Raw genomic sequence first — 22,817 nt, 5'->3', positions numbered from 1 at the left:
ACCTGGGTGCGCGATGAATATGAAGGCGGACGGTAGCCATCCTCAACCAGACCGGCCGGGACGGCCACCGTCGCCAACCCAGTCATTCGATCAGGGCGTCGCGGGTTATCACCCACAGTTTCTTTGTAAACGGACCTTTGGAAATCCAGGTGACGTGCATCCCGGAAGTCAGTCCGATCAGGTCACCAGCCTTGAACGAGTGCTTCTTTCCGCTCTCGGTCTCCACGACGTCCACCTCGCCCTCGAGCAGCAGAATCGTCTCGTCGCCCAGCGTACCGGTGTAGGGGGTGACCAGCGTTCCTTTCTCGTCCACCGATGAGCCGGCGATTCCCTTGCCGGACCGCCAGACGCCGCTCATCATCGTGCCCGTAGAGCCGGACGAGCGAATGAAATACAGTTCGCCGGCGACCAGCTCCCCTTCCTTCGGCTCGGTGAAATGATAGTCCTGCCATTCCTCCGGATTGTCGCTAACGTGGCTGATCTTCAGTTCCTTTGACGCATTGGCCGTCGGCTGCGTCCCGTTCCAGATGCACCAATATTTCTTGAACGAAGGCGCGTCGATCTCCCAGTGGACCTCCAGGCCCTTTGGTGAACTGATGATCGAACCCGGCCACACCCGATACCGCTGGCCGGTCTCCGGCACCGTGAGGGTGGCTGTGCCGTCGATGACGCACGCTGTTTCATCGCCGAGCGGGGACGAATAGACGATCTTGTGCGATCCAGCGCGGGAGGCCCCGGGCGACGTAGGGCCAGTCCTCCAGAATCCGGCGGACAACGAACCGGACACGCCTTCCGGACGAACAACGGTGATTTCGCCATGAACCTGCTTGCCAAGGCGGGGCTCCACCCATTCGAAGGGCGCCCATTGATCTGCCGGCGGATTCTGAACGCCGCCGTGCACCACATGGCGCGGTGCGATTACTTTGGCCAAATTCGACTTCGTCGACATCTTTGCCTCCTCCTTCTGGTGTGTCCCTACGATTGCAAGTTGTGTTGCGGCGACCTTCGCCGAGGCATCCGCCACGGCTTGATCTTCTTTTGCCGTCGGACTGGCAGGTCGGCCGGAAACGCATCTAACAACACACTCCCAGCTCGGCCGTAGGTCCTGCTTCGATATTTGCGATGGAGCCAGAATTGCGCTCACTGCGCCGAAACGGCCGCCGCATTGACCCCGGAGGTTGGATGGGAAACGATGCCGAGGATTGGTAGCGCGCCCAGTTGACCTTTGGATGGGGCCGAATTCGAATCCCACGAGCGCCAAGGAGCACTGCTTGAGACCTATGACGAACAGGTCTGACACGAGAGACACTCAATGCAGCCCCTGATCAGCATCGACCGCGCCGCTGGGCGCCCCTTGCAAATCCAGATCTATGAATCGATCCGATCCCAGATCTTGAGCGGGATTCTCAAAGCCGGGAAGCAGCTGCCATCCTCGCGAAGTCTCTCGGAGCAACTGGGCATCGCCCGCAACACGGTCGTGCTGGCTTACGAGCGACTTGCTGCCGAGGACTATATCAACTCAAAGACCAAGGCCGGCATCTTCGTCAACGACAGGCTTCCAGATGCCGCCGTCCTGATCCAATCCGGTTACTCGACCGTGACATCGAAGGCACAACGCATTCGTCTTGGAAAGAATCCGGGATTTTCAGGACGCGCACCTGTGCTTTGGACGGAACAGCGCGCGCGACCGCGGTTCGACTTTTTTGTCGGCCGCCCGCACGCCGACAGCTTTCCGACGAGCTTTTGGCGCAACGCCACCGCGCGCCATCTGGCCTTTGCGCACGGTATTCAAACCCAATATGGCGATCCATGCGGGCTGGGTGCGCTACGCGCGGCAATCAGCGACCATTTGCGGACAACGCGCGGCATCGAGGCGGATGCCGACCAAGTCCTGATCACCTCAGGCATTCAAGGGGCGCTCAATCTGCTGGCACGCGTCTTCGTCAACGGGACCGGAGACACCGGCGTTGCCATCGAGAACCCCTGCTATCAGGGCGCAGCTTTCTTGTTCAGCAGTTACGGCGCTCATATACACCCCGTTCGGGTGGACGATCATGGGTTGATCGTTTCTCAACTCGAAGAATTTCGCGGCAACCTGATCTATGTCACGCCGTCGCATCAGTTTCCAACGGGCTGCACCATGAGCCTCGACCGCAGGCTTCACCTGCTGAGCTGGGCCTATCAAACAGGAAGCTATGTCATCGAGGACGATTACGACAGCGACTTTCGGTACGATGGACCACCTCTGACCGCCCTTGCCGGGCTGGATCGCCGTGGACACGTCATCTACCTGGGCACGTTTTCCAAATCGATCGGCGCTGGAATCAGGATCGGCTACGCGGTTGTTCCGCGCCATCTGCTCGAGCAGGCACGGATCGTGAAGGCTTTACTCGATAATGGCGCGCCCTGGCTCGAACAGGCGGTACTCGCGGATTTCCTGCAAGAAGGCGCGTTCCTCCGGCATCTTCGTCGTATCCGACGATCGTACATGGCTGCTCGGGATGCCCTGGTCGATGCGATCGAGCATCACTTCCCGGGTGGCGTCCTTTCAGGCCGCGAATGTGGCATGCACATGATGTGGACGTTGCCCCCCGATCTGCCCGCGGCGGATGAAATACAGCGTGTCGCGCTCAGCCGTGGCGTGGGGCTCTATCCACTTTCGAAAGCGGCGGCCCACGAGTACGGTAAAGCACAATTGCGCGATCGGACACTTGTCCTTGGCTACACGGCATTGTCGGAAGGCGAAATCCGCGAGGCGATCGCGCATGTTGCTGCGGCAATCAAAGACCATGTGACCTAGCGGATCGGGCCGCCGCTGCCGTCAGCCATATCCGCGACATCGAGAAGTCTCCGCAGACAAGGGGCTGCCCGACCCAATGGGGCGGGCGCCAGGGAGATTTGGGAAGTCCGTGCCGCCAGATGGACGTGAGGCCAGTTGGAAGGACGGACGGCATCGAGGTGCCGCTGTCGGAGCAACTTCGTCCCGCCCTTGCTCTGGACCAATTCTAAACTGCGCCGCTGGTCCAAGCCTTCCTCGAAAATCACCCTTAGCCTCCCCTCAGCGTAGATCGTAGCGAGGGAGACTATCCATGGCGGTTTATCAAAGCATGCAGCGCGTGCGGTTCTCGAGTGAGGACGGCTACAAGAAATTCCAGATGGTTTTCTCCAACGTGCGTCATCACCTGAAGAAACTTCCGGGGTTTCTGCATTTGACATGGTGGGTGCATCCGGACGATCCACACTGGTACAACGAGGTCAGTTTCTGGACCAGCTTCGAAGCTCTGAAGGACTGGCACATGGACACGTACCACAAGCACGCCAAGGAGTGGGCTGTCCGTACCGGCGCGATCATGGAAGACATCATCGTCAACTTCGAATACAAGAACGCCCGCCTCATTCGCGTCTGCCCGGCTTGCGCCCATATCTCCGATACGCCGTTCGATGTCGCCCAGGAGCAAGCCGCCCTCGCCCAACCCTGCCCCAAATGCGGGTTCATATTTCCGGTGATGGCGGAAACCGGAAACAGTACGGCGGTCTTCAAGGATGTCGCTCCGGTGCCGACATCCATTGCCGCGGAGTAGTCGCTCGATCCGGCGGGCCGGAGGGCCACACCGCTCGAGCAATGATCTGCGGCCCCTCGACGAGGCGGCAGGTCTCTGTAACGCACCGAATCACTGCAGCAAAAGGCGTCTTCGATGTTGGGGCGAACGCGGCGAAAGCTTCCGGTGACTGTCCTGTCCGGCTTTCTCGGCGCCGGCAAGACGACCTTGCTGAACGCGCTGCTGCTGAACCGGGTCGGACGGCGGATCGCGGTCATCGTCAATGACATGTCGGCGGTGAATATCGACGCTGCACTGATCAAATCTGGAACTGCGCAGCTGTCCCGCACCGAGGAAACGCTGGTTGAACTGAGCAATGGCTGCATCTGCTGTACGCTTCGCGGAGATCTCGTCGACGAGGTCAGGAAACTTGCGAAACAGGCTCGGTTTGACAATCTCGTCATCGAAGCAACGGGCATCTCCGAGCCGCTGCCGATCGCGGCGGCATTTGCCTATCGGGATGAATATGGCTTGAGCCTGGATGATGTCGCCTTTATCGACAATATGGTCACCGTCATCGACACGGCCCAGATTTCCCAGAACTTTTGGTCGCGGGACTTTCTCAACTCCAGAGGGGCCGCAGCGTCGGACGACAAGCGCACCATCGTTGAGCTCCTGGCTGATCAGATCGAATTCGCTGACACGATCATCCTGAACAAGATTTCATCGGCCCGCATCGACCAGCGCCGCTCCGCGTACTCGATTGTGCGCGGGTTGAACTCTGACGCGACGATACTCGAGGCTGATTTCGGGCGTGTGAGCCTTCGAGATCTGATCGACGTCAACCGGTTTGACGCCGAGCGAGCACGAATGCATCCGCTCTGGAAGAAGGAGCTCGAGGGCTTCAGGGACCATGTTCCTGAAACGGAGGAGTACGGCATTTCGAGTTTCGTCTATCGTGCACGGCGTCCGTTTGATCCAACCCGGCTTTCAGAATTCATCGCCAGTCCCTGGAACGGGGTCTTGCGAGCCAAAGGCTTCTTCTGGCTTGCAAGCCGCCCCCGATGGGTCGGCGAACTCAGTCAATGCGGCGCTCTCGTGCGGACGACCGGAAAACGCTGGTGGTGGTCGGCGATCGGCAAGACCCTTTGGCCGAGTGATCCGCTATGGCGCAGCGAGCTAGAGGCTTCCTGGGACCCCAGATATTGCGATCGCAAGCAGGAGCTCGTTTTCATCGGTACGGATATTGATGCCGACGAGCTGCGCAGAAGGCTAGATCTATGCCTGACGGACTCCTGTCCCTCTCAGGTGCATTCAGAACTGGTCGACGAGGAAGACTGCTTTCCGCCCTGGCTTGCAAAAGCCGATCTCCATAGCGGCGCCTAGACGCCGCGCGGGTCGCCGCGGCAAGATGTCGAAAACAGGCCCCATGTAGAGTCGCCGGCGGTCGCTGAACCGACGGTTTGGCCGAAAAGCTTGACACGTCGAGCGCGTCAGCGGCACAATTTCATCCTTCCGGAGTTCGCTAAACGATCGCGTGCGCACTATTGATGCGATCATGTTCCGCGTGGCTGGGCCGTTGAGGATGCGGGCGTCTCTTGCGCGAGGGTACTGAAACCGCGACAATCCCGACTGTTTCGGAACTTGTCAGGGGAATTCCACACAGATGCAGTTTGATGACGTGATCCTCGGTCGCCGGAGCATCCGCGGTTACAAACCCGATCCGGTACCCAAGGCGCTGATTGCGGAAATCATTGGCTTGGCGATGCGCGCTCCGTCGTCGATGAACACTCAGCCCTGGAATTTCTACGTCATCACCGGCGAACCGCTGGATCGAATCCGCGCCGGCAATACCGAGCGGATGGTGGCGGGCATTCCGCAGTCGCGCGAGTTTCGCACGGGTCAGCCCTTTGCAGGCAAGCACCGCGACCGGCAGGTCGGTGTCGCCAAGCAATTGTTCTCCGCGATGGGGATCGAGCGCGACAACAGGGACAAGCGCCAGGACTGGGTCCTGCGCGGCTTCCGTCAATTCGACGCGCCCGTCTGCGTGATCATAACCTATGACCGCGTGCTCGACGGCAGCGACGATACGCCCTTCGACTGCGGCGCCGTGGCGACGGCTCTGGTCAATGCTGCCTGGTCTCGCGGGCTCGGCGCCGTGATCAACAGCCAGGGCATCATGCAATCTCCCGTGGTGCGCGAGCACGCGGGCATCGCCGACGATCAGGTCATCATGAAGAGCATCGCACTGGGCTGGCCGGATGAAACATTTCCGGCGAATGCGGTGGTGTCGGAGCGGAAGTCGGTCGAGGAGGCGACCGTGTTCGTTGGGTTTGAGAAGTAGCGGCGCGCAGGCGAAGGGGCTGGAGATGCAGCAATGATCCGCGCGATGGCTCGATATGCGCTTGTGCTGGCAGCCGCCTTTGCCGCCACCTTGACGCCGGTTGCCTGCCTTGGCGAAGGCAGCAAGCCGTTGCCCGCCAAGGCAACACAGGAGCTGCCGGGCGAGCTGCTTTCGCTGCTCGAACAGAAGAGGATGCCAAAATATTCGCCGATCATCATGCGCCTCTTCAAGGAGGACGCGGAGCTCGAAGTCTGGAAGCAGGACACGGCCGGCCGTTTCCAGATCCTCAAGACCTATCCGATCTGCCGGTGGTCGGGCGATCTCGGGCCGAAGTTGCGCGAGGGCGACCGGCAGGCGCCGGAGGGATTTTATACCATTACACCCGAGTTGATGAATCCCAACTCCAACTTCTATCTGTCGATCAATCTCGGCTTCCCCAACAGCTTCGACAAGGCGAACAGGCGCAACGGCAGCTTCCTCATGATTCACGGCGATTGCTGGTCGAGCGGTTGCTATGCCATGACCGACGAACAGATCAGCGAAATCTATGCGCTGGCGCGCGACTCCCTCAGCGGCCGGCCATCGTTCCAGGTCCAGGCCTATCCGTTCCGCCTGACACCGGAAAACCTGGCGCGACATCGGAATAGTCCCGATCTGGCCTTCTGGAAAATGCTCAAGGTCGGCAACGATCACTTCGAGACGACGCAACGCGAACCCAAGGTAGATGTGTGCGACCGCCGCTATGTCTTCGATGCGCAACCACCTCCGAACTCGCCGCACGCTCTCATGTTCAACGCGACGGAAAAATGCCCGCCCTTCGTCGTCGATCCCGAGATCGCGCGGCGGGCGCTGCAAAAACAACGCGCCGACGAACGCGCATACGCGCAATTGGTTGAAGACAATGTGCCGGCGGCCCCGATCTACAGCGGACTCGACGGCGGCATGAACAAGGCTTTCCAAGCGCGGTTTCCGGGTCGCGTGACGCTTGCGAAAGTGATGCCGTATGCATCCTACATGCCGCAACTGCCTCCGATCCCGTGGATCGACAGTGGCGGCTCGTTGACGAGCAGATGGTTTGGACGTTCGTTCGCCGGGCTGGCCGTGTGTGATGCGGCTCCCGGCGGCGCCCCGTCGGGCCGGTGCTGAACGACGTGCTGGCGGAGGGAGAGGAACTGGGTTCGAACCTTCTCCGCCGGTGGGCAGTTCTCGCTGGGACCGGCTGCTTTGATGATTATGAAGTGGCCGACGGCTTAAGTGTTCCAGCATGGGACCAATACCCTCGGGACAGTGGGGTAAGCCGGGCCATCATGCTGACCGGGCTGGATGTTCCGTTAAAGCGCTGTGGTCAGGTCAGATTATAGCGTTTCCGCCGGTGGGGACGGGATCGGTGTCTGGTTGGGGTAAAAAGCGTTGCCTTTGGACGCCGCCGTTGTTCCCGGCCTACAGCGGCTGCGGACGTGCTCAGGCTCCCTTGCAACTTCGCCGATGGGCAGCTGGAACGGATGATCGTCGGTACCATCAGTCGTATGAGCGAGCGAGTTCTCTACGAAAGCAGCAACGGTGACGTCTGGGCGCTGCTGGAGGATTGAGAGAAGGCGCTCAGGCCGACCATTTGTCTTCCTCAGGCGCGCTTCGTCGTCGTTGATGCGCCCGGCCAGGTCGGCAGCGGTTTCATGATCCTCCGTAGTGGCGATGGGCTCGCCATCTTGTTTCTTGATCTTTTGGCCTTCGGCGGTCACCGGAAAATCATCGGGTGCTAATCGCTTCTTGGAAGTGGACATGTGTCTTCCTCCTGTAGCCGCGATGATAGCACGCCGCCCAACGAGCCCTCAGTTGATTCAGACGGTTGGACCAGGCCGGGCGAAAGATCCGTCCTAGCTTGCGAAGTTTGCGAAACGGCGGATCCCCGTCGGCGGGGAAATCTTTGCCCGCCAACTTGAAATTTCAGCGTGAATGTCCATTTACCATCCAGTCGCCATCCAGTTGGATGGACAAATGGATGTACCCTCCATGACCGACAATGTACGCGAACTGCGACCCCGGACCCCGGATACGGAGAAGGTCACAATCAACCTAGGCTATGTGGACCTCGGCCAGGTCGATCTCATGGTGCAGGAAGGATTTTACTCGAACCGCACCGATTTCATCCGGACGGCGATCCGCAACCAGCTCGAGCGGCACGCGGATGTGGTCAAGCAATCCACGGCCCGTAAAAGTCTGGACCTGGGGCTGCGTAATTATGCCCGCGTCGATCTCGAGAGGGCGCGGCGCGACGGCGAGATGCTGCACATCAACGTTCTCGGCTTGGCGACCATCGACCAGGACGTCACGCCCGAGCTGGCGCGCGCCACAATTGCCTCGGTCTCGGTGCTCGGAGCCCTTCATGCCAGCCCCGCGGTCAAGGCCGCTCTCGCCGACCGAACGAGGTGAAACGATGCTGAATCCAGCCATGGTCCGCGAAGCGACTCGCCTCACACGTGCCGGCCAACCGGTCGAAGCCACTGCAGTGCTGCAGCGAATGCTGCGCGGCGATGGCGGCCCCCCAGCGACAAGGGGAAATGCTGTGCCTGTCGAGCCTGCAAGGCTTGAGCCGCCGACAATCGAGCTGAAGGCCAATGTCGTCGAGGAGAAGGAGAGCGGGCCGTCCACGCAAGCCACGCCTGCCAAACAACTCAAAGGCCTCGCGCCCTTCGGCAGCATTAAAGATCTTTCCGGTTTCAGCCTGCCAGGTCCGGTCGGGCGCGCTCCACTGTCCAAGGCGGATATTGCACCGGAGGGCACAAGGTTCGTCTCTGCCACCTTCACCAACGCGGCGGGAAGTCGGACCTACAAGCTGTTCATACCCAGCCGCGCTGATGGAGGACCGCGCCCCCTCATTGTCATGCTTCACGGCTGCACCCAGTCACCCGACGATTTCGCCGCCGGCACCCGGATGAATTTTCGGGCGGACGAGCGGGATTGCTTCGTTGTCTATCCGGAGCAGCCACGCGGAGCCAACCATGCGAAATGCTGGAACTGGTTTCGCACGGGTGACCAGCGCCGAGATAGCGGCGAGCCTTCGCTGATCGCCGGGATCACCCGCCAGATCATGCGGGAGCATCCTATCGATCCCAAGCGCATCTACGTCGCAGGACTGTCGGCCGGCGGGGCCGCCGCGGCCATCATGGGTGCGACGTACCCCGACCTATACGCCGCCATTGGCATCCACTCCGGCCTGGCTTGTGGGGCTGCCAGCGACCTTCCGTCCGCACTGGCCGCTATGCAGCGGGGCAGCGCTGGACCGATCGGGACGGCCGGCGCCTGGGTGCCCACCATCGTCTTCCATGGCGATCGCGACACCGCGGTGCATCCGAGAAATGCTGACCGGATTCTCGGTGGGCCCAGCGACGATGCGAGCCTGAGGACGAAGGTTATTCGCGGGCGAGTACCTGAGGGGCACGCGTATACCCGCACTATCCTCACCGATGGAGGGGGCTTGGACCTGTCCGAGCACTGGAGCGTCCACGGCGCCGCCCATGCCTGGTCGGGAGGCAGTCCTGCCGGGTCCTACACGGATCCGCGCGGGCCGGACGCGACCAGGGAGATGCTGCGTTTCTTCCTCGAGCATTCGCTGGCAAGCTTCACGCGGAGATAGGGCGCAGCCTGAATTCGCAATCGCCGGATCCCCGTTTGACTGAACGCGACGGAGCGGGCCGCCGCCGTGTAGTTGCAAACACTTCTCGTGCAGGAGGACAATGCCCGGGTCGGCCTATCTTCTCAGAAAGCCGAGGGGAGGCCGCTCACCACCGAATGTCCGGTCACGACTAGCTCCGGTTGCTGCACCAGCAACGCGGCGACCCCGACCAGCAACAGCATCGAGGCGATCATGATGGCAATCCACTTCCTGTCGTCCATGGACACACCAATGCCCGCTGCGCCACCTCGTTCCGAGCATGACCGCGGCCCACGCTGCAAAACATCACGAAGATCTCAGCCGTTCGAACTCCGGCAGAGGTCGTTGAACTTGGCCCGCATCGTCGAGAGCAGCAGTCCGGCGGAGACGTCGCGACGCCTGCCCGCTGTAGCATGTGGAGTTCGCGCTCCTAGGCGCGGATCTGCCCACGCATACGCACGATCTCGTCCCGGATCCGGTAGAGTTTCATGAGCGCAGCACCGCGGACCAGCGAAGGTGAGGCCTTTTGACCGCAAGGACTCCGCACCCCTACTCTCGCTCGGAATGGACGCCCATGACCGCGCCGCAGCCTTCGCCTCCTTCGAAACCGCGGTCACGCTGAGCCCGTCGACGGCGCTCGGCTTCATCCTTCGCAGCGTCGTGCATAGCTGGGCGAGCCGGCGATCGCGTGGGGGGAGCGCGGGCTGCGGCTTAGCCCTTTCGACCCCTGGGCGTTCGCGGCCTTCGGTTCGCAGGCGATCGGGCACTTCTTGCAAGGTCGGTGGGAGCAAGCGGCCAAGGCCGCGTACCGCGCCGTTCAGTCGAACCCCGCCCACAGCATCAACTACGTCATTTCGATTGGACCTCTGGTCGCCCTCGGCCGGCTCGACGAGGCGAGAGCCGCTGCGGCCCGGGTGCTCGAGTTGCAGCCCAATTTCCGGGTTAGCCGACAGTTTGCTGGCGTCGGTTGCGAGCCGGCCCTCGCATCGAGGCTCGGTGAAGGGTTGATTGCAGTAGGGCTGCCTGAATAGGCCCTCCGCCATCCGGAAAGCTTGGAGCAATGGGACAATAGTTGGTGAGCATTAGAACCACTGCGCTGGCTTCCTTCACCAACGCCTCGATCTTGGAGCGACTGCCCGACTTTGGCCTCGTATTGGGGCGCACAATCGCAGCTTCAATCGCCCCGTGGGACTCGGAAATTTGAAAGCGGAAGATGCGTGCGCCGTAGACCGCGACTTCATCACGCGGGCAAGGTGGGCGCCGACAGAAACCAGCCAGCGCACGGCAAGTCAGCCTGACCTGCATCTACCAACAGCGGAGCCATTCATGGTGAGAACCACATTCGCGGTCGCGTTCCTGCTCTTTATCTCGATCTCGCTGGCACTCGGGCAAGAGAAGCTATCGGCCGAGAGTGCGAGCGCCATTCTTCAGAAGAATTTTGCATCCGCGTACAATCGGGGCGACCTCGATGCCATGGCGGCAGCATTCGACGAGAATGCAATCAGAGTTACTCCTAGCGGAATCTTCCAAGGCCGCGCTGACATACGACGAAGCTTTCAAGAAGCTTTGAAAATAGGACTGCACGACTACTCAGTCAGGCGTGTCATATCTCACAGCGAAGGTTCGTTCATACTCAACGTCGGAGAGTGGCAAGCCAAAGTGGGCGATCAGCCCTTCCATGGCTACTACAGCGCAATACTGGCGGGCGAGGGCGACGAAACGAGGATCATTGAAGAGACGGTCAGCATCGCGGCTCCATAAGGCCGCGTTGCAGGTAGCTCATTCTTTTCCTTTTGGCACCATTCGACCTTCATGCACCTCATGCGTTACGGCCCGGCTGTCCTCTGAAGCAAGCAAGCGCTTCACCAGTCGCTCACCACACCAGAGCTCGACGGAATTGCCGTGCAGCATCTGCCTCGCCCAGACGACGGCGTCCTCGTCGTTGGCGCAGGCGAACGTGCGGGAGTTCTCGTGACCATTCGCATCAACGATGCAGGCTCGATATTGCATTGCCAGTCTCTCTACTCGGCGTTCAGGTTCGACCGAACTGTAAGCACTGGCTCGCAAAAATCGAACTATTTTCGTTCGCGTAGACCTAGCCGCGCGTGCGGGAATGAGCACGACTGCTGAATTGGGATCGGCGCGTGGTCTTGCACACGTGATGCCGATGTGCAGGCAAGTCAGCGCACCCCCTGCACACGCTGCGGTGGCACCTCAAGCACCTACAAAGGTGAATTGACTATCGCCGGCAGAATCAGGATAGCGTCCGCCAGTATTTCTCGCTTGCGGTTCCACGACCAGCAGCGCCCAATCTCGCCAAGTGAACGGTTTGCCGCCGGTTGCGTTGTGGCTGGCAGCCCAGGCGTCGTGTCTGCTGTGCTCTGAACATGAGAGATGCGAGAGGATGCACCTGAGCAACTCCCAAGACATCGGAGCGAGATCAATCATTCTCTTGGTCGAGGATGAAGATCTTCTTCGTGAAATGCTCGAAGAGACATTGCTGGAGGCCGGTTTTGGCGTCCTCAGCGCCGCATCCGGCGAGGAGGCTGCCGACCTGCTCAGCGGGAGTTCTCTGCCCCGAGCCCTAATCACGGATATCAATCTGGGACGCGCCAGAATGGACGGGTGGGCGCTGGCCCGTCGCGTCCGGGAGCACGATCCAAGCTGCGCGATAATCTACGTCTCCGGCGATAGCGCCCATCGCTGGGTCTCGAAAGGCGTGCCGCGCAGCGTAATCCTGCCCAAGCCCTTCGCGCCAGCGCAGTTGGTCGAGGCTCTATCCGATCTCCTCATCCGAACGTCATAGCTGCCCGGCGCGCGAAAAGGGATGCATAGGCCTCCAGTTCACCCTAGGCTTATCCGAACGATAAGCACGATCTCACGCTTAGGGAGTACCAAGTGTCGATTGAGTTCCGCAACAACGTCCAAGTCCGCGGCCGCGGCGAGCGTGCCATGATGTTCGCTCATGGGTTCGGGTGCGACCAGAACATGTGGCGCTTCGTGGCCCCGGCATTCGAAGACGAATTCAGGACGGTTCTGTTCGATCACGTCGGAGCGGGCCGGTCGGACCTCACTGCTTACGATCGCCAGAAGTACTCCAAATTGTCCGGTTATGCGGACGACGTCGCCGAGATCGGCCAGGCGCTCGATCTGAAGGGCGCAGTCTTCGTGGGACATTCCGTCAGCGCCATGATCGGGGTCTTGGCTGCGATCAAGAACCCCTCGTTGTTCGACAGCCTCATCCTTGTGGGGCCTTCTGCGCGCTACATCGATGATGGCGACTATGTCGGCGGTTTTAGCGCTCAACAGATCGAGGAGCTTCTCTCCTTTTTGGAAGAGAACCACATGGGCTGGTCGGCGCGGATGGCGCCCGCCATCATGGGCAATCCCGATCGTCCTGAACTCGGCGAGGAGCTGACCAACAGCTTCTGCCGTACGGATCCCGCGATCGCCAAGGAGTTCGCCCGGGTCACGTTCCTCTCCGACAATCGCGCGGACTTGGACAAGGTCAACGCTCGCACGCTGATCCTGCAGTGCAGCGAAGACATAATCGCCGGGCAGCAGGTGGGTGCGTACGTGCAGCGCAACATCCCGAACAGCAAAATGGTGGTTCTGAAGGCAACCGGCCATTGTCCCAACCTGAGCGCGCCCGACGAAGTCGTTGCCGCAATCCGAGATTTCGTCTGAATGAACAATAATTACCCCGCCGACAGCGATTTCGAAGACCTCTACGAAAACGCGCCGTGCGGGTACCTGTCCGTTCGTCCGGATGGCCGCATCGATCGTGCCAATCGGACCTTGGCGGGCTGGATGGGCTACCAGCCCGATGACCTCCCAGGGATGCGGCTCAGCGACCTGCTCAACATGGCCGGTCGCATATTCCTGGAAACCCATGTCGCGCCGCTGCTCCGGATGCAGGGCTTCTTCGATGAATTCGCGCTTGATCTCCTTACGAAAAGCGGGACACGGTTGCCGGCGATCGCGAACGCCCGCGAGCGTCGAAATGATAGCGACGCACTCCTGTTCACTCGTCTGACGATCATGCGTGCCGCGGACCGGCGCCGTTATGAGCGTCAGCTGATCGATGCCCGCAAAGAGAGCGACGAGCTCAAGGCAGTTTTGGAAGAGCGCCTGCGACAGGAGCGCGAGAACGCGGAGCTGCGCGAGCAGTTCATCGCCGTGCTCGGCCACGACCTGCGCAACCCTCTCGCATCCATTGCGGCCGGTGCACGGCTGATGCTCAAGGCTAAGACGCCGGAAGACGCGCTGCGGCTCGAGGCCATGATGCAGAGCAGCGTCGGCCGAATGGCCAAGATGATCGAGAGCGTCATGGACTTGGCACGAGGCCGCCTCGGCGGCGGCATCTCGCTGTCCAAGTCAATTACGGCGATTGAACCCGTGCTAGACCAGGTCGTCGCCGAATTGACGGCGGCCCGTCCGGCGCGCCGCATCGAAGCCAGCTTCGAAGTCGAGACACCGGTCTTCTGCGATCCGGCCCGTATCGCCCAATTGTTCTCGAACCTGCTCGGCAACGCAATCAGCCACGGCGCGCCGGATCAGCCAGTGCGGGTCCAAGCTGCCGCCAAAGCAGAAATGTTCGAGCTCTCGGTGGCCAATGGAGGCGCGGCTATTCCGGAAGAGGCGCGGACGCGCCTGTTTCAGCCGTTCTACCGAGGAAAGGCGCACGGCCCTTCTGAAGGATTGGGACTTGGTCTGTACATCGCGTCTGAAATAGCGAAGGCGCACGGAGGTTCAATCGAGGTCGACTCGACCGACGCGGAAACCAAGTTCACCTTGCGAATGCCCCTCGAAGGCGATGGATCGCTCCGGCCGCATTCCGCGCCATAAACCGAGCGCTCTTGAGTGGGCATCGTTCGGAGAAATTGATCGAGGCAGGGCTCTTAGCGCGGCTATTGCCGTGTATTGAGCATTAGGAACACGCGCTGACTTCTCGGCATCTTCTATTGCAATTTCATATTCAATGCCGCCTTTCGAAAATGAACGAGCGATTGTCGTGACTGGTTCTCATTACCTCAGGATCTTCCGGCGTCGGGCGTGCCGGACCTTCTACCGAAGCTGTCTGGAGGAGCGGCGGAAAAAGGGCGTGCGCCTGCTCCGCGGCTGGCTCACTGCGCAGCAGCGCGCACAATTCGATCGGAATGGCTATTTCGAAGTGGTCGGGTCCGACACGGGTATCTCTCCGGGATAATCATAGACGAACTCGAGGTCGGACCGTCCAGCAGCGCCTAAAGTCAGCAACGGATGAGCCGGCTCGGTGATGAGTTGGCGTTCCAGCCGACGAATTCGAGCCCCCCGATTATCCCGGCAGGTCTCTCGGCGCTATGGGCGTGATCGCTCTCACTACCTAAGCTCTAGCTAGAGGTAGCGTAAAGGAGAAGACGGCGCCGCGCATTCGGCTCTCAGCCCAGAGCTCGCCCCCGTAGCTTTCAACGATTGTTCTGGCAATTGGAAGCCCCAGCCCAGTCCCCTGTGGCTTCGTCGTTACAAATGCATCGAAGATTTCGGTTAGCTGCTCATTGGAGATCCCCGGGCCAGAATCGGATATCCTCGCCTCCACCTTGCCAGTATCAGTCAGATTAGTTCGGATTGTCAGTTCATGCGGATTGGCAACATCTTCCATCGCGTCGATGCCGTTCATCACCAAGTTGATGATGACCTGCTGCAGATGAATCGGATCGCAGCGCACCCATAATTGCTCCGTTGCCAGAATGGTGCGTAAAACTACTCCTCGCCTTGTGACTTCAGGAGATACGATCCTGACGACGTCGCGAACCGTGGCGTTCAAGTTAAGAGGCTGCAGATCAGCTCCCGTTCTGTTGTTGAGCAAGTTCCGCAATCCGTTGATAATTTCGCTCGCACGTTGCTCATCACGGACGATGTCGGAAAGGATTTCTCCAAGTTGAGCGACATCTAGTGGATGAGCCTTGATCAACATCTGCGCGGCCTCGGCATTGCTCAAGATAGCACCGAGCGGCTGATAAAGTTCATGAGCAATCGCGGACGAGAGAACGCTTGCGGTCGTTACCCTGTTCAGGCGGACGACCTCATGCCGGCGACTAGTTGCCTCCGCCTGGGCGACAATGCGTCGCCGTCGCTCGACGAGCAGCAATGCAATGATGCCGGCTTGCAGCAAGATGGCCGCCAAAATACCGGTCAGTTGCGGTCGATATTGCTCCCAAAGGCTGGGCACGTGAAAGAACAATTCACTGCCTGGCGGTAATTGGCCTTCGCTAATATTCCAGCGCTTCAGTTCTCTCGAGTCGAACCTGGGATGTGCAGCAGGAATTGGAGGCATTTTGATGCTGCCCGGCGACTCGCCGTTCAGAATGCGGACGGCAACTGCGGCGGTCTGCCGACTGACGTCGGATGTATTCGTCATCCGGCCGCCGACAACCCCTAGGCCGAAGAAGGCGTCTTGCTCCGAAAACATAGGCGCGTTAGCAACCGCGTGAATGCGGCCTATGGCCGCCTTTCCTTCGTGTACGACGCCAGCTGCATCCACCAACATCTGCCCGTAGACGATGAAGGTTCGGGGTGGAAGGATAGCGACCTGCTGAAGAATCTGCTCCAGCGAGAGTTCATTAGAATAAGTGATTTCGACCCGGCTTGCCAACGGCTCGAACAGCTTGCGCATTTCCTGCAACCAAAGCTTTTCGATTGGAGAATTTCCCATCACGACGAAAACCTTGGTCGTCTCTGGAACCAAATTCAAGATCTGGTGGAGAGTACTTAGCACGTCGACGTCTACCGAAACCATTGCATCGGTTGCTGGTGCATTAGCAGACATCTGCTGCGCAAGGGCAGCGTACAAGGTTGGGATCGAAGGAAAAATTCGCTTCCGGTTCTGCTGAAAAAATCGTGCCGCGGGACCGCCAATCGTCATGATCAGGTCGAGCTTGCGCGCCGAAAACACCGCGTTCACGTAGCTGACAAATGCGTCTTCATTTCCGTCGGGAAACCGGGCTGTCGACAGCGACACCTCAAAGATGTCGATCGGATCTTTCGATTGGATCCTCAGCTCTTCCCGTATCTTTCTACCGTAATCGTCCCATGGCGAAAAATCACGACCAACGGAATGAACGATCAGCACCCGCTTTGGCTGGGAGAAAGCGGTGCCGGACATCGCCAGGAGCAGAACGAGTGAACTGATATATATTCGGGTTTTCATCTGAAAGGGCAGCCGATGCGCGATAAACTGTGACCCAGAATCCCAATCCTAAGCGATTCAGCGAGCTCCTGGGCAAGCATTCATGAAATCAATGCCACGACGATTCGTCGCAATATTTAAGAAACTGGGCTGCCTTCATGCGGAATCTTGTCCAGGGCATCGATGAGCAGCTTCGATAGAAACGGCTTCTTTAGAAACGCAATACAGCCCGCGTCAAAGGCTTCTTGCCTAATGGCCTCACTATCGATCGCAGTCATGATAATGACCGGCAATTCTCTGCCTGACGAGATCAATCGCCGCTGTAGTTCGATGCCTGAGATACCAGCGAGGTGAACGTCCAGGAGCAAACAATCAGCTGCGCACCCGGCATCGGCCTCTAAAAACGACTCCGCCGATGCAAACGTCAGAACTCGGAATCCATAGGCTGACAAAAGGCGGTTTAAACCTTGCAGCATGCTCGGGTTATCATCGACTACCGCTATAGTGCGCATGGCGACACATCATTGCCGTTTACAGTATTCCCTATGACAAGATCTCCCAGACTAATTGCACTGGCAAACCGCCAGATCTCAGGGCTTCAAGTCGATTCCCAGCTTCGTTCGCATGTCCTTGAACACGACCGCGATCGCCTCGATGATCAGTCGTTCGCGGTTCGCCTTGCAATAGACAATTAGTTCGTGCTCGGCCTCTTTGGCTTTGACGATATCCATATAGTGCTTGTGGGCAAGTCCGTTGTACCAGCCGCTATACCAGGCTGCCAACCGGTCGGCATCGCCCTGCCAAGTCCCCGCGAGTTGAGCGCACGTCAGTTTCTGAACATCCAAGAATCCGTTACCGTCGGCATAGGTACTGAGATCGACCTGTGAGCGAGCAGGCAAGATCCCTGCTCCGCAGAGCACTACCGTCATAGCGAGTAGTCTAAGCATTTCAGCTCTCCCGACTGCCCCTGAACGACCGCTGGCGCGGCCAACATCTGCTACGCCAGCGCTCGATACATCGCGCGACACTTGATCAAGATACCTTTTTCACGGGCGGTACCTTCCAAGATCCTTTGAGGATTGATGGACTGTTCTCGCGGGGCCAATACAGGCGCATCATCAAAATGAAATCTCCGGGAGGTGCCGGCAACCAGTTCGATTCCTTGTCTTTGCCGGGCGACTCTTTCTGGATGTAGAGATCAGTGGAGCCGTCCGGGTTCGACTTCAATTTCTCTCGCGCGCTGATTGAATATCGGTTCAGCGGATTGTCGACGAAGAAATAGCTGGAGTCATACATCGTGAGGGACCAGAATCCCTCAGCCGGAGGCAGTTGTCCCTTGGGATAACGCATCACGTACTTGTTGGCGCCGTTATATTTGCGGCCTTCCCCGTCCTTCTGTGACGTCGGATAGACTGCATCTTGCGGCCGATTGGCCCCCAGCCCTATTGCGGTGACGAGCGCGCGCATCAGATAGTCAGTGCCGTAGATGCCGGTCTTGGTCGTAAAGGCCCAACCGTTCTCGTCGGTCACATCCTTATTTACCTTGAACTGCAGCATGATTCGATCAAAGGCAACCTCGGGGATGCGCTTGACGAAATCCGCCTTGAGCTTGCTCGAGTCGAAATCTCGTCCGGGGACAATGCCGAGCTTGCCAAATTTTGCCAACTGCGGTGCATCTGCCGCCGATGGAGGATTATCCTTCATCAGCTTGCAAAGAAGCGTGAAGTACTCGACCGCATCCATCCGGTTGACTTGCTCGCGCACCGCCGTCTTCATGTCGATCGATGAGTCGACAGTTCCTGGAGGTGGGGTGTAAGGCTTGCCGTATGAGCTCAGCGGCACCAGCTTGAATTCATCCTGCAACTTGTGCACTTCGGCGTAGTCCTCCGCTGTGCCGGTGCAGTAAATGCGCCCAAGTAGCCAAACGATTGCGGTGGGCGACTTGTACTGCTTAACTCCCTCCGGCAGCGTGCCCTTCCAGCCAGGGCCAGTGATCGCATAGATCTGTGCACCAGTGCCAGTTGTGCGCTTGCCCGGGACTTCGAAGACGGTGGTCCAGCCGTCTAGCATCGGGAATAGCGCATAGCGACCCTTCATGTCGGGAATGCTGAGCACCCACGGCTCTTTGCTGACATCGAAGAACGATGTCGTGTAAAGCGTGTCGGCGTTCGGCGCGGTCACGTCTCGAAAGGATGCGTCCGGATATTGCCGCAGCTTGATTATCTGACCCATCGGCCCGCGTGTTCCGACCGGAGACGCCACATTGGTGATGACTCTGCGCGTCATCTCCATGGTCACAAGCGGATAGCCGAAGATGTAGGCATCGGTGGCAAGCAGAAAATCCTCAACGCCCTCTCCGATGCCGAGGAAAGAACCGAGTTCGGCTCGGCTGATGGTGCTTGCGGAGGCGCCCATCAGCAGGCTGATGCCGCCTAATGTGAGATTGCGTCGCGTAAGGCCCATTGCAGAGTCTCCGTTCGATCGGATCGTTGGTGGGGTGGCATCTTCTTCAAGATCAAAAAGCCGGACGAAGCCCGGCGAAACTTCGAGCCAACGGGAGAGAGCGCCTCCCGGCGTGATCTCAGTAGCAGGGCGGATACGGGTAGTAGCCACAGACCGGACGGGCGTAGGCATATGGATGGTAATAAGCAGCCGCACCATACGCGGCGGCACCAGCTGCGCCGGCATACATCGCGCCCCGGAATGCCGAACGTCGCGCGACACCGGCAAACGACATCGGCGTGAACGGCCGGCCTATGATGTCAATGAACAGGGCCGCCCCGCCATCCGCGCCGGCAATATCCCCTTCAAGGGTCTGAACCGTAAACGTCAGCTTGTCGCCATCGAGCTTCGGGTTCTTCAATATCAGGACCGCGTCCTTCACCGCGCCATCCTTGCCGAACACAGACAAAGTCGCGTTGGGAGGATTCTTGGTAAAGCTGTCGTCGCCCGATCCCCATTCCGCAATAACGTCCGCCGTCGGCTGGTGACCTGCGGATCGCACCGGGCGATCGGCAAAGATGATGGAGCTAGGGGTTATGCCTGTTAGGATCAAGGTGTCCCCCTGCAGAGTTGCCCCGCGCGAATTTAGTACGAACAATGACGGGACGATTTCGGGTTTTGCCGGAGCGGAAGGAGTGCCGATGGTCTTCATGGCAGACGACGCTGGGGCATTCTGAGCGAAGCTTACGTCCGCGCCCCCTATTGCTACCGCTGCAGCCAACACTCCTGCGATTAGTCTCGGTCTCGCGTGGATCATGTCCATCTCTCCTGTCGGATTTCGGTGACGTATCGCGATGTCGTCGCTCGGCGCATCACGTTCGTTGCCAACTATGGAAGGCCTAACAAGCATCCGCTATGCAAAAACGGCAAGTTTTGAAAATGTCGTGGAGTGCTCAGCAAGAAGAGAGAAGAAGGCCGCGTCGTTTTTGCATAGTTCGGTCATTGAAGGTTGTGCAGAATAGATCTTTGGCATCAATCAACGACGGGAGGCTCACCGTGGTCATTATCCTGTGCCTCTATGTTGTAGCGTTGTGGGCGGTATTCTCGAGGTTCAAGCTCTTGCGCTGGGGCTGGGCCTCAGGAGCGGTCGCAGTTCTTGTCGGCGTGTTCATCCTCGCGACATTTATGGCGCTCTTCAATTTTCTTACTCCGGCCGGAAAGGTTACAGTGGCGGGCAAGGTTGTCGAGGTGACCCCGAATGTAACTGGCCAGGTCATCGCCATTCCGGTCAAGCCGAACCTGCCGGTGAAGGCGGGTGACGTGCTGTTTCAAGTCGATCCGACCCCGTTTCAGTACACGGTGAACCAGCTTCAAGCGTCCCTTGCCGGAGCACGGCAGCAGGTGCAAATCTTAAAATCGAACTATGAGCAGGCGACTGCGAACGTTGCGGGCCTTAAGGCCCAGTTGACCTACAACACGAAGCGTCTCGCCGACATCCAGACGCTTTCGACTGAGGGTGCAAACACCGCGTTCAAGGAGCAGGACACTCAGGTCCAGTTTGAAACGGTGACCGCGCAACTCGATGCCGCCAAGGCAACGCAGCAGAGTGCCAAGCTCGCAATGGACTCCGAGATCGGCGGCGTCAATACGTCCGTCGCGCAAATCCAAACCCAATTAGAGAACGCGACTTGGGAGCTATCACAGACGACCGTTCGCGCACCCGCGGATGGCTATGTGACCGCGGTAGCTCTGACAGTCGGTGATCGGGCCAAACAGTCCCAATCCGCAATCTCATTCATCGTTGAGAATGAGATTACAATTGTCGGCATGTTTTCACAGAACGGGTTCCAGACGATCAAGCCTGGCACTCATGTCGATATCGTCTTGGATAATGACCCCGGGCGCATCTATCGCGCAAAGATCATCGGGATTCCCAAAGGGGTGGGCCAGGGCCAGATTGCCGCCTCCGGCACCTTGGCGCGCACGAACGCGCTCGGGGGTGCATCAGCCTTTCCGGCAATCATTTCCGTACCCGAGGACATGAACCGAGACTCGCTGCGGCTTGGAATGTCAGGAACGGCCACGGCATTTTCTGAGAAAGCGGGCGTGATCGGTCTCCTCGCCTCGATCCTTGTCTGGGTCAGCGCGTATACCGCCTATCTCTAGCCGCACGGCCTCAGGATAGCGCCACCTGCGGCAAAGTGCCCGAGCGGGCGCGGTGCACAACGCTGAGTTGACCGCCGGGCGGAGCTATGCTCATTTTCCCATTCTCCTGAAGTTCAGCCGCCGCAGTGGCGGTTTGCCGGCTGCTGCATCGAAGATTTTTCGGATTTCTCCGGCGGTCCCTGACGAAAGCGAAACTTATGACGAGCGGCCCCGTGATTCACGTCGTGGACGACGACTTTTCATTCCGTAGCGCGATTTCTCGGGTGCTGAAAATCTCGGGGTATCAGGTGGCCGACTACGATTCCGCGGCCGTCTTTCTGCGAAACATCAAGGATGCCAAGCCGGGCTGCCTCCTTCTCGACGTCCAGATGCCCTCTCTTGGCGGATTGCAGTTGCAGGAAGAGCTTGCCAGATTGTCCCCGGATTGGCCCATTATCTTCATGACCGCGCATGGGGATATTCCGACCAGCGTACGCGCTATCAAGGCCGGCGCCGAAGACTTTCTCTCAAAACCCGTGTCCAAGGACACGTTGCTTCCGGCGATTGAGCGGGCGCTCGTTCGCTCCGAGCGTATGCGCGAGAGCCGAAACCAGCAAAAGTCGCTTAGATCCCTGATCGAGACATTGACGGCCAGGGAAAGTGAAGTTTTTTCCCTGATGGTGCGCGGCAAAATGAACAAGCAGATTGCCCACGCGCTGGGTACGTCCGAGCGAACCATCAAGGCCCATCGGCAAGCGGTTATGCAAAAGCTGCAGGTTCAATCATTTGCCCAGGCCGTTTCTATAGCGGAGCGCGTCGGATTGCTGGCCGCGCCCTCCCCTGACGCCAACTCATAGAGACGTCCCGCTTACACCAAGTCCGCACGAGTCCTGCAACTTTGTTTTGCCCCGAAGGACAATACCGCCCGGACTTCCGGAGTGTTGTTTATCCTCCGAAGAGCCTGTGTACGGCTCACGGCCGGGGGTTTTTTCGATGGCGATGCATCGGCGGGCTGCAAGGGTGCCGGGAACGCTATCCGCGCCGACAAACCGGGCCTGCTACGATCTTGTGGTGCAGGCGGAAACGCTTGCGCTTTCAGAGCCGGACGAACCGCTTAACATTTCGGCCGTTTGTAACGCGCTTGCGGTCAGCGAGCGAACGCTGCGCAAAGCCTTCCATAAGGTCCATGGCATCCCACCATGCCGGCATCTCCGGATGCTGCGATTGTCCGAAGCTCGACGCGCCCTGTTGTCAGCAGATAGCCAGCTCGTAACCGTAACGGAAATCGCAACTGGCTTTGGTTTTGTGGAGCTGGGGCGCTTTTCAGTCGAATACCGCAGAGTGTTCGGCGAAAGTCCCTCGAAGACACTCCATCGCGCCTCGCTCGATAGGCTTGTTCTCAAAGGCGCTGCCGACGACAGATCCGGTCTTCCATTTGGAATGTAGGTCGGCGTGACTTTCCTGCATCAGCTTGGGCCGATTTTGCATAGCGCCGACTTGCATCGAGACATTCAATCGCTCGACTGA

23 protein-coding genes are annotated in these 22,817 nt (G+C 59.2%); 14 read left to right on the top strand and 9 right to left on the bottom strand.

What is annotated here, in order from left to right; genetic code table 11:
* Nucleotides 1–82: 82 nt before the first annotated feature.
* Nucleotides 83–949: a cupin domain-containing protein gene (locus RX330_RS02735; RefSeq protein ID WP_317241995.1), complete on the bottom strand. Its 867-nt coding sequence runs from the start codon at nt 947–949 to the stop codon at nt 83–85.
* A 363-nt stretch (nt 950–1,312) separates the two neighbouring features.
* Between RX330_RS02735 and RX330_RS02730 the strand changes: the two genes are divergently transcribed.
* The 5 genes from RX330_RS02730 to RX330_RS02710 all read left to right on the top strand — a co-directional run bounded on the left by RX330_RS02730 (nt 1,313) and on the right by RX330_RS02710 (nt 7,029).
* On the top strand, nt 1,313–2,800 hold the full coding sequence (locus RX330_RS02730) for a PLP-dependent aminotransferase family protein (RefSeq protein WP_317241994.1): 1,488 nt from the start codon (nt 1,313–1,315) through the stop codon (nt 2,798–2,800).
* Nucleotides 2,801–3,089: 289 nt separating this feature from the next.
* Complete coding sequence (locus RX330_RS02725; protein WP_212079482.1) at nt 3,090–3,581, top strand: antibiotic biosynthesis monooxygenase; 492 nt, start codon at nt 3,090–3,092, stop codon at nt 3,579–3,581.
* Nucleotides 3,582–3,695: 114 nt separating this feature from the next.
* Nucleotides 3,696–4,925: a GTP-binding protein gene (locus RX330_RS02720; RefSeq protein WP_375847518.1), complete on the top strand. Its 1,230-nt coding sequence runs from the start codon at nt 3,696–3,698 to the stop codon at nt 4,923–4,925.
* Between the two features lie 280 nt (nt 4,926–5,205).
* A complete protein-coding gene (locus RX330_RS02715; RefSeq protein WP_212079480.1) occupies nt 5,206–5,883 on the top strand; it encodes a nitroreductase in 678 nt (225 codons plus the stop codon).
* A gap of 33 nt (nt 5,884–5,916) precedes the next feature.
* Nucleotides 5,917–7,029: a murein L,D-transpeptidase family protein gene (locus RX330_RS02710; protein WP_317241992.1), complete on the top strand. Its 1,113-nt coding sequence runs from the start codon at nt 5,917–5,919 to the stop codon at nt 7,027–7,029.
* A gap of 209 nt (nt 7,030–7,238) precedes the next feature.
* Here RX330_RS02710 and RX330_RS02705 read toward each other — a convergent pair whose 3' ends face one another.
* Entirely contained in the window at nt 7,239–7,664 is a 426-nt protein-coding gene (locus tag RX330_RS02705) for a hypothetical protein (protein WP_317241991.1), read from the bottom strand.
* A gap of 229 nt (nt 7,665–7,893) precedes the next feature.
* Between RX330_RS02705 and RX330_RS02700 the strand changes: the two genes are divergently transcribed.
* Together RX330_RS02700 and RX330_RS02695 are read left to right on the top strand one after the other, a co-directional pair.
* Complete coding sequence (locus tag RX330_RS02700) at nt 7,894–8,313, top strand: CopG family transcriptional regulator (RefSeq protein ID WP_317244046.1); 420 nt, start codon at nt 7,894–7,896, stop codon at nt 8,311–8,313.
* Nucleotides 8,314–8,317: 4 nt separating this feature from the next.
* Nucleotides 8,318–9,517: a PHB depolymerase family esterase gene (locus RX330_RS02695; protein ID WP_317241990.1), complete on the top strand. Its 1,200-nt coding sequence runs from the start codon at nt 8,318–8,320 to the stop codon at nt 9,515–9,517.
* 122 nt (nt 9,518–9,639) lie between these two features.
* Here the strand turns inward: RX330_RS02695 and RX330_RS02690 are convergent, their stop codons facing one another.
* Nucleotides 9,640–9,777 carry a hypothetical protein gene (locus RX330_RS02690; protein WP_317241989.1) on the bottom strand — a complete coding sequence of 46 codons (138 nt, stop codon included), beginning with the start codon at nt 9,775–9,777 and terminating at the stop codon, nt 9,640–9,642.
* 1,084 nt (nt 9,778–10,861) lie between these two features.
* Between RX330_RS02690 and RX330_RS02685 the strand changes: the two genes are divergently transcribed.
* Entirely contained in the window at nt 10,862–11,296 is a 435-nt protein-coding gene (locus RX330_RS02685; protein WP_317241988.1) for a nuclear transport factor 2 family protein, read from the top strand.
* 18 nt (nt 11,297–11,314) lie between these two features.
* On the opposite strand, the gene RX330_RS02680 is transcribed toward RX330_RS02685, so the two are convergent.
* A complete protein-coding gene (locus RX330_RS02680; RefSeq protein WP_317241987.1) occupies nt 11,315–11,545 on the bottom strand; it encodes a hypothetical protein in 231 nt (76 codons plus the stop codon).
* Between the two features lie 394 nt (nt 11,546–11,939).
* Between RX330_RS02680 and RX330_RS02675 the strand changes: the two genes are divergently transcribed.
* From RX330_RS02675 to RX330_RS02665, 3 genes are all read left to right on the top strand, one after another.
* Nucleotides 11,940–12,341 carry a response regulator gene (locus RX330_RS02675; RefSeq protein WP_317241986.1) on the top strand — a complete coding sequence of 134 codons (402 nt, stop codon included), beginning with the start codon at nt 11,940–11,942 and terminating at the stop codon, nt 12,339–12,341.
* Between the two features lie 146 nt (nt 12,342–12,487).
* Nucleotides 12,488–13,222, top strand: a complete 735-nt coding sequence (locus RX330_RS02670) for an alpha/beta fold hydrolase (RefSeq protein WP_410707577.1) — start codon at nt 12,488–12,490, stop codon at nt 13,220–13,222.
* On the top strand, nt 13,223–14,383 hold the full coding sequence (locus RX330_RS02665; RefSeq protein ID WP_317241984.1) for a PAS domain-containing sensor histidine kinase: 1,161 nt from the start codon (nt 13,223–13,225) through the stop codon (nt 14,381–14,383).
* 517 nt (nt 14,384–14,900) lie between these two features.
* On the opposite strand, the gene RX330_RS02660 is transcribed toward RX330_RS02665, so the two are convergent.
* From RX330_RS02660 to RX330_RS02640, 5 genes are all read right to left on the bottom strand, one after another.
* Nucleotides 14,901–16,724: a sensor histidine kinase gene (locus RX330_RS02660; protein ID WP_317241983.1), complete on the bottom strand. Its 1,824-nt coding sequence runs from the start codon at nt 16,722–16,724 to the stop codon at nt 14,901–14,903.
* 116 nt (nt 16,725–16,840) lie between these two features.
* A complete protein-coding gene (locus RX330_RS02655; RefSeq protein ID WP_317241982.1) occupies nt 16,841–17,215 on the bottom strand; it encodes a response regulator transcription factor in 375 nt (124 codons plus the stop codon).
* Between the two features lie 78 nt (nt 17,216–17,293).
* Nucleotides 17,294–17,650: an HdeA/HdeB family chaperone gene (locus RX330_RS02650; RefSeq protein ID WP_247771768.1), complete on the bottom strand. Its 357-nt coding sequence runs from the start codon at nt 17,648–17,650 to the stop codon at nt 17,294–17,296.
* Between the two features lie 85 nt (nt 17,651–17,735).
* Entirely contained in the window at nt 17,736–19,166 is a 1,431-nt protein-coding gene (locus RX330_RS02645) for a DUF1254 domain-containing protein (protein WP_317244045.1), read from the bottom strand.
* Nucleotides 19,167–19,284: 118 nt separating this feature from the next.
* The gene (locus RX330_RS02640) at nt 19,285–19,962 is read right to left on the bottom strand and encodes a hypothetical protein (protein ID WP_410707098.1); all 678 of its coding nucleotides are present in this window, start codon (nt 19,960–19,962) and stop codon (nt 19,285–19,287) included.
* 239 nt (nt 19,963–20,201) lie between these two features.
* Between RX330_RS02640 and RX330_RS02635 the strand changes: the two genes are divergently transcribed.
* From RX330_RS02635 to RX330_RS02625, 3 genes are all read left to right on the top strand, one after another.
* Nucleotides 20,202–21,311 (top strand): HlyD family secretion protein, encoded by a 1,110-nt coding sequence (locus RX330_RS02635; protein WP_317241980.1) that lies wholly within the window; start codon nt 20,202–20,204, stop codon nt 21,309–21,311.
* 197 nt (nt 21,312–21,508) lie between these two features.
* Nucleotides 21,509–22,147, top strand: coding sequence for a response regulator transcription factor (locus RX330_RS02630; protein ID WP_317241979.1), 639 nt, complete (start codon nt 21,509–21,511; stop codon nt 22,145–22,147).
* A 136-nt stretch (nt 22,148–22,283) separates the two neighbouring features.
* Nucleotides 22,284–22,736, top strand: a complete 453-nt coding sequence (locus RX330_RS02625; protein WP_317241978.1) for a helix-turn-helix domain-containing protein — start codon at nt 22,284–22,286, stop codon at nt 22,734–22,736.
* The last annotated feature ends 81 nt before the right edge of the window (nt 22,737–22,817 follow it).

This window comes from Bradyrhizobium sp. NDS-1, from assembly GCF_032918005.1.
Classification (GTDB): Bacteria; Pseudomonadota; Alphaproteobacteria; order Rhizobiales; family Xanthobacteraceae; genus Bradyrhizobium; species Bradyrhizobium tunisiense.
Note: the sequence above shows the minus strand (reverse complement) of the source record. Positions and strands in the feature narration are given on the sequence as shown.

Bases quoted from the DNA above. Each gene is read 5' to 3' on its own strand.
- RX330_RS02640 (WP_410707098.1), bottom strand. From the start codon at position 19,962: ATGATCCACGCGAGACCGAGACTAATCGCAGGAGTGTTGGCTGCAGCG.
- RX330_RS02730 (WP_317241994.1), top strand. From the start codon at position 1,313: ATGCAGCCCCTGATCAGCATCGACCGCGCCGCTGGGCGCCCCTTGCAA.
- RX330_RS02655 (WP_317241982.1), bottom strand. From the start codon at position 17,215: ATGCGCACTATAGCGGTAGTCGATGATAACCCGAGCATGCTGCAAGGT.
- RX330_RS02735 (WP_317241995.1), bottom strand. From the start codon at position 949: ATGTCGACGAAGTCGAATTTGGCCAAAGTAATCGCACCGCGCCATGTG.
- RX330_RS02645 (WP_317244045.1), bottom strand. From the start codon at position 19,166: ATGGGCCTTACGCGACGCAATCTCACATTAGGCGGCATCAGCCTGCTG.
- RX330_RS02680 (WP_317241987.1), bottom strand. From the start codon at position 11,545: ATGCAATATCGAGCCTGCATCGTTGATGCGAATGGTCACGAGAACTCC.
- RX330_RS02630 (WP_317241979.1), top strand. From the start codon at position 21,509: ATGACGAGCGGCCCCGTGATTCACGTCGTGGACGACGACTTTTCATTC.
- RX330_RS02670 (WP_410707577.1), top strand. From the start codon at position 12,488: ATGATGTTCGCTCATGGGTTCGGGTGCGACCAGAACATGTGGCGCTTC.
- RX330_RS02650 (WP_247771768.1), bottom strand. From the start codon at position 17,650: ATGCTTAGACTACTCGCTATGACGGTAGTGCTCTGCGGAGCAGGGATC.
- RX330_RS02700 (WP_317244046.1), top strand. From the start codon at position 7,894: ATGACCGACAATGTACGCGAACTGCGACCCCGGACCCCGGATACGGAG.
- RX330_RS02715 (WP_212079480.1), top strand. From the start codon at position 5,206: ATGCAGTTTGATGACGTGATCCTCGGTCGCCGGAGCATCCGCGGTTAC.
- RX330_RS02665 (WP_317241984.1), top strand. From the start codon at position 13,223: ATGAACAATAATTACCCCGCCGACAGCGATTTCGAAGACCTCTACGAA.
- RX330_RS02685 (WP_317241988.1), top strand. From the start codon at position 10,862: ATGGTGAGAACCACATTCGCGGTCGCGTTCCTGCTCTTTATCTCGATC.
- RX330_RS02705 (WP_317241991.1), bottom strand. From the start codon at position 7,664: ATGTCCACTTCCAAGAAGCGATTAGCACCCGATGATTTTCCGGTGACC.
- RX330_RS02690 (WP_317241989.1), bottom strand. From the start codon at position 9,777: ATGGACGACAGGAAGTGGATTGCCATCATGATCGCCTCGATGCTGTTG.
- RX330_RS02660 (WP_317241983.1), bottom strand. From the start codon at position 16,724: ATGAAAACCCGAATATATATCAGTTCACTCGTTCTGCTCCTGGCGATG.
- RX330_RS02675 (WP_317241986.1), top strand. From the start codon at position 11,940: ATGCACCTGAGCAACTCCCAAGACATCGGAGCGAGATCAATCATTCTC.
- RX330_RS02625 (WP_317241978.1), top strand. From the start codon at position 22,284: ATGGCGATGCATCGGCGGGCTGCAAGGGTGCCGGGAACGCTATCCGCG.
- RX330_RS02695 (WP_317241990.1), top strand. From the start codon at position 8,318: ATGCTGAATCCAGCCATGGTCCGCGAAGCGACTCGCCTCACACGTGCC.
- RX330_RS02710 (WP_317241992.1), top strand. From the start codon at position 5,917: ATGATCCGCGCGATGGCTCGATATGCGCTTGTGCTGGCAGCCGCCTTT.
- RX330_RS02720 (WP_375847518.1), top strand. From the start codon at position 3,696: ATGTTGGGGCGAACGCGGCGAAAGCTTCCGGTGACTGTCCTGTCCGGC.
- RX330_RS02725 (WP_212079482.1), top strand. From the start codon at position 3,090: ATGGCGGTTTATCAAAGCATGCAGCGCGTGCGGTTCTCGAGTGAGGAC.